This is a genomic window from Sulfuricurvum sp. MLSB, assembly GCF_000747095.1.
GTDB lineage: Bacteria > Campylobacterota > Campylobacteria > Campylobacterales > Sulfurimonadaceae > Sulfuricurvum.
The window spans coordinates 1-5439 of the sequence record NZ_JQGL01000052.1 but is presented as its reverse complement, the minus strand read 5'-3'; the positions used below and the strand labels follow the sequence as shown (position 1 = coordinate 5439).

Genomic DNA, 5439 nt, shown 5'->3' with positions numbered 1-5439 from the left:
CTCCGATGGCGGCCACTTCTTCAGGGCTGATACCGAGTTTTTCACACAATTGCGCCGCTACCGACTGCTTGTCTTTGACCCCTTGATACAGATGCTCGATTCCGAGCTCTTTGGCACGGTGTTTCACAATAGCCGAATCCCGCCCCGTAATAATCGCGGCGTGATGTCCCATTTTGAGCCATGCCTTGATGGCAAAACCGTCTTTGACGTTAAAATTTTTCAGTTCGACGCCTTCGGAAGTGTAGATGATTTTTCCTTCCGTCATGCATCCGTCAACATCGAGAATCAACAACCGGATCACAGCACCCCTTTGGTGCTTGGAATACCGGCACGTTCGTTGACGCTCAAAGCTCTTCGAAGGGCAACCGCAAGAGATTTGAATGCCGCTTCGACGATGTGGTGTTTGTTTTTGCCGCGCTGCATGACGATGTGTGCCGTAATGCCGGCATTGAAAACAACGGCCCGAAAAAATTCTTCGGCAAGTTCCGCATCGAATCCGCCGATTTTTCCGCATACGTCTACTTCGTATACCAGATACGGACGGTTGCTGAGATCAAGATCGCAGCTGACAGCGGCTTCATCCATGACGATAACGGCACTTCCGAACCGTTCCACTTTTTCAATCGGGTAGATCGCTTCGCGAAGCGCCTGTCCCAGAACGATTCCGATGTCTTCGACACTGTGGTGATCGTCAATGTGAACATCTCCCGTACAGGTCACGGTAAGGTCCATCAACGCATGCTTGGCGAAACTTTCCAGCATATGATCCATAAAACCGACTTTTGTCGAAATACTGCTTTTGCCCTCTCCACGGAGAGTCAATGAGAGGGTGATATCAGTCTCTTTTGTGGTACGCTTTTTTTGGATCATCCTATTCCCTTATGATAAACGAGCCTTGAAAATAGCCCCGTGATATGAAATCGCGCGCTTCCGCTTCACTCTTGAATCCGCCGAGCCATACGCGAAATAGTCGTTTGTTATTATACTCTGTATCTTTGATAATTGCGCTATAGCCGTTGAAGCTCGCGTATTTTTGTTTGGTGATCATGGCCCCTTCAAATCTCTCGAACGAGCCGATCTGGACGAAAAACGACGTCAGAACCGATTCTCTCGGCCCCTTCGCCATGCGCGCCATATCGATAGAGCGGACACCTGTGGGTTCAAACCCCAATACTTCCAGCGTGACCGGAGCGGTTCCCGTTCTATCGACGCCGATCTGCTTTGCCGCCGCCAAAGAAAGATCGATAATACGCGTTTCGACAAAAGGACCGCGGTCGTTGATTCGAACAATCGTTTGCGCGTCGGTTTGCGTGTTTGTTACCCGTACGACCGTATTCATCGGCAGCGTTTTATGCGCAGCCGTCATCGCATACATGTCATACCCTTCGCCGTTTGAGGTCGATTTTCCGTGAAAATCGGGGCCGTACCAGCTTGCCATACCGCTGAATGTATCCCCAACCCGCACAACGGTCGGATAATACTCTTTTCCCATTACGCTGTACGGGCGCATCGTTGCGTGCAGCTCGCCGTTTTTTTTGTAGATGTTCGACGAAGTCATCGCCAGCTTCTCTGAAGGATATTTCTGTGAAGGTTTGGGCTGATAGCTGTACGAACCGTTTTGGGTCGTACACCCGCCGATCAGCAATACCAATCCGGCCAAAAGAATTTTAATCGTCAACCTTTATCTCCTCACCTTCTTTTAAAACATTCGATGCGAAAGGATTTTTCGCTTTAATTTGTTCAATGGTCATATTATACAGTTCGGCGACTGAAGCAATGGTTTCTCCCAGTTTGGCCCTATGAAATTTGGTATTTTTCAAATAAGGCTTATTGATAGGAATCCGGACATTGCGGTTTTTGCCTATGTCGCTGTCGATACCGATCATATTCTCACGCATGATCGAGCCTGAGGGAACATTGTAGCGTTTAGAGAGTTGCGCTATCGTTTCGCCCGATTTGACCCTGTGCATGACAAAATACCCTTTAAGATCGCGCGTACGAAACTTTTCGCGGAAAACGTTCAGCTTGTCTTTGGGAATGTAGATGGGATACGATTCCTGATTGGGAGGCGTGACCCCTTTTTTAAGGTGGGTATTGAGTTTGACAAGATTGTTTTTCGGCATTTCCAGCACCGCCGCGATAGTGTCGATATCCTCTCCTTCGGGAAGATAAACGGTCGCTATCGGATTTTCATGTTGTGATTCGAGCAGTGCGTCGTATTGGATTTCGGACAAAAAAACTTCATCGGTCGCCAGCAGCGCCAGCGATACGACATTGCGAAGGTATTTCCGGGTCTCAGGCGGAAGATAGCCCCGCTTTGGATCGGTCAGGACGCGCACGTCGGTCGTCCCCGCTTTTCGGATCGCTTTGTAAAGCCTTCCTTCTCCGCAATTGTAGGCAAGCAGCGCCAGATACCATTTTCCGAACATTTTTTTGAGCATACTCAGATAGGTAATGGCAGCGCGGGTCGATTTGATATGATCGCGCCGTTCGTCAACGAACTGGTTTACCGCCAATCCGTGCAGCCTTCCGGTCTGTTCCATAAATTGCCACAATCCCGCCGCTCCGCGTGACGAAGAGGTACTTACCTCCAAACGCGATTCGGCAAGAGCTACAAATAAAAACTCTTTGGGAAGATCAGACTGTGCGATCAGGGAGGAGAGCATCGGAATGAATACATCGGCGTTATCAGCTGAATCGGCAAAACCGTCCAACTGGCATTCGCGCCGTTTTTTAGTGTAAGAATCGTGCAGATAAGGATCGGAGAGATACGAAGCGGGAAGATCGAAATGACGCAAAACTTCGATTTTTTTACGATCGGAAGGGTCAAATCCGACCCCATACGCATACAGAGGAAGAATCACCATCATCGCAAGAATCGCTTTCATCATCCCTCCTTCACTTACGCTTATCCGAATCTAAACAGCGTTTTCGCGTTCGAGGTCGTCAGCGCTTCGACCTCTCCGGGCGGCATTTCCAGCAGCTCGGCCATTTTATCGGCAACGTATCGGGTATAGGCGCTCTCGTTTCGCGTCCCGCGGTGTGGATGGGGAGTCAGATAGGGGCCGTCTGTTTCGATAAGAAGTCTGTCACGGGGGATTTTAGGAAAGACGTTGATCAGTTTTTTGGCGTTCTGGAACGTCACGACCCCCCCGATTCCGAAATAGAACCCCTCTTTTGAAAGGGATAGAAGCTCTTCGTCGGCGTTATAGCAGTGCAGCACGCCGCCGACTTCACCGGCATTCTCTTCGAGCAGTACCTTCTTGGCGTCGTAGCTCGCATCGCGGATATGGATGATAAGCGGCTTGTTCACTTTCTTGGCGAGGCGTATCTGCATCCGAAAAACATGGTCTTGCCGCTCTTTTTCTCTTAGTTTTTCCTCGTCGGTCCCTTCGAGACGGAAATAATCCAGGCCGCATTCGCCGATGGCGACACATTTGGGATGAGCCGCATAGCGCTCGAAATCGACCGATTCAAAGGTTTCCATATCGTAAGGATGCACCCCGACGGCAAAATAAACGTCGTCGTATCTCTCGCTAAGTTCAACGGCGCGCTCCAGCGTCCCCGGATGTGCACCCGGGATAATGAATTTATCGATTCCCGCCATCCGGGCACGCTCCATCATCGCATCGAAATCGTCGACATAGCGCGCATCGTCAAGGTGAACGTGGGTATCGATGATCATGCAATCCCCTGTGAACGTTCAAACAATTCTTTGGCAAAGCGGGTCGCTTCATCACTGATCCCCTCGCCGCTGATAATACGCGCGATCTCTTCGATCCGCTCCGCGGCGGAAAGTTCGCGCACGCGGCTTTCATCGTCTTTGTAAACGAGAAAATGCTGCTCGCCCATCGAGGTTAGCTGCGGCTGATGGGAGATCACGAATATCTGATATTTTTTGGAGAGGTGGCGCAGTACTTTGGCAACGCTCATCGACTCTTCACCGCTCAGATTCGCATCGATCTCATCGAGCATCAGTACCCCTCCCGATCCTTGCATTGTCTCTACGCCGAGCGCCAGCAGCGCCAGACGGAGTCGGTTGAACTCTCCCGAACTAAGCTTGTCAAGCTTCGTCCCCGAAAGCCCCAGTACCGCTTTGTCCGTTCCGTAAAGATGAGGTTCGCACATTTCAAGTTCCAGCGTCGCATCCCGCAGGTACAGCATCGACAGATACCCGTTAAGGTGCTCGCGCATCTCGTCCAAAGCGCTACGACGGCGCAATGAAAGCTCCTTTGCCAATCGTTCAAGCTCCGTTTTCAACACGCCGATTTTCCGGATCAGCTCTTCTTTGGAATGCTCGATTGTCTCGTACGATTCCAGTTCTTTTGCTTTTTGTTCACGGTATGCCAGAGCCTCTTCGATACTTCCGTAGCGACGTTTCAGATCGGAGATTTGCTCGATCCGATCTAAAACCTGTTCGACATCGACTTCGGCCAACTCTTCCATCCGTTCCGTCGAACTCTCGAAAATATGACGCAGCTCGTTCATCGCATCATCGAAAAAAGCGCTGTCGGCTTCCAAAAGACCAAGCGCCGAACTCACATGAGACTCATGGGCAAAAATCGCCTCGGCCTGCTGAAGCGCTTTTTCGATCTTCTCTTTTTTCGAAAGCTCTTTTTTAATGACCGAAAGCTCTTCATCTTCGCCGATGCGGGGTTTGATCGAATCAATCTTGCCGATTTCGTACGCGGCAAACTCTTTTAGCTCCGCCAGCCGTTTTTCCTGATCTTCGATTACCCGTAGTTCTTCGGAAGCGGATTTGTATTCGGAAAATTTCCCGGCATAGTCTTTTAACGCGTTCGTATGTTCGGGATGAAGAACGGCTAGACGTTCGTCGATGCGGCGAAGAAGTGCGAAAGGTTCGAAATCGCTATAGTCTTTGAGGCTCAGATGACGCAGATACGCGCTGCTGATCGATTCCATCGATGCTCTTGGGGTACTTTGGCTGTTGATAAAATAACGGGTCTTTTCTTTTTTAACCTGACGGAAAATATTAGAGGCTTCGTTGCCGATGCCGTACGCATCTTCATCGATCTGCCAGCAAACGCTTGACTCGCAAATCTGGGCATCGACGTTGTCAAGTCCCACAGACGAGAGGATTGAACGCATCAGTATGGATTTTCCGCTTCCGCTAGGCCCCGTAAAAACGACCAATCCCGGATGAAACTCCATTTCCGCTTCTTTAAAGGTCAAAAACTCTTTGAGATAAAAACGTTCGATCACCGATTAATTCCCCCATCCCAGTTTTTCTTTGAGGACGTCGAAATAATTGAATTCCTTACGGTGTATCAGGTGCGCTCCCGAACCTGCCAGCTTGATATTGACGGTATCGTTTTCGGTGATCTCGATCATGTCCTGCCCGTCAATGATCACCAATGCGCTGGCGTCGGGAGTTTTCATTTCTATTTCGAAATGCCCCGGCAAAATAACGGGGCGCTG

The 5439-nt window shown here is 50.0% G+C and carries 6 protein-coding genes and 1 pseudogene; all 7 read right to left on the bottom strand.

Translation table 11 applies throughout. The features are described from left to right. Positions 1–301: HAD family hydrolase (locus JU82_RS05160; protein WP_037947468.1), on the bottom strand; the 301-nt coding region annotated here is incomplete at its 3' end. Next, positions 298–870 (bottom strand): imidazoleglycerol-phosphate dehydratase HisB, encoded by a 573-nt coding sequence (gene hisB / locus JU82_RS05155; protein WP_037947465.1) that lies wholly within the window; start codon positions 868–870, stop codon positions 298–300. The genes JU82_RS05160 and hisB, both read right to left, overlap by 4 nt. Before the next feature lies 1 nt (position 871). Next, positions 872–1678, bottom strand: coding sequence for a septal ring lytic transglycosylase RlpA family protein (locus JU82_RS05150; RefSeq protein WP_294892199.1), 807 nt, complete (start codon positions 1676–1678; stop codon positions 872–874). Beyond that, the gene (locus JU82_RS05145; protein ID WP_294892198.1) at positions 1668–2888 is read right to left on the bottom strand and encodes a lytic transglycosylase domain-containing protein; all 1221 of its coding nucleotides are present in this window, start codon (positions 2886–2888) and stop codon (positions 1668–1670) included. The genes JU82_RS05150 and JU82_RS05145 overlap by 11 nt, the downstream gene beginning before the upstream one ends. Before the next feature lie 20 nt (positions 2889–2908). Beyond that, positions 2909–3685, bottom strand: coding sequence for a TatD family hydrolase (locus tag JU82_RS05140; protein ID WP_037947462.1), 777 nt, complete (start codon positions 3683–3685; stop codon positions 2909–2911). Next, complete coding sequence (locus JU82_RS05135) at positions 3682–5223, bottom strand: AAA family ATPase (protein WP_037947459.1); 1542 nt, start codon at positions 5221–5223, stop codon at positions 3682–3684. Before JU82_RS05135 ends, JU82_RS05140 begins: the two co-directional genes overlap by 4 nt. Before the next feature lie 3 nt (positions 5224–5226). After that, a pseudogene (locus JU82_RS05130) lies at positions 5227–5439 on the bottom strand (NAD(+) kinase); the annotation flags it as partial.

What these genes read in the sequence shown, in the direction of transcription:
- hisB (WP_037947465.1), bottom strand. Translation starts at nt 870, where the DNA reads ATGATCCAAAAAAAGCGTACCACAAAAGAGACTGATATCACCCTCTCA.
- JU82_RS05140 (WP_037947462.1), bottom strand. Translation starts at nt 3,685, where the DNA reads ATGATCATCGATACCCACGTTCACCTTGACGATGCGCGCTATGTCGAC.
- JU82_RS05145 (WP_294892198.1), bottom strand. Translation starts at nt 2,888, where the DNA reads ATGAAAGCGATTCTTGCGATGATGGTGATTCTTCCTCTGTATGCGTAT.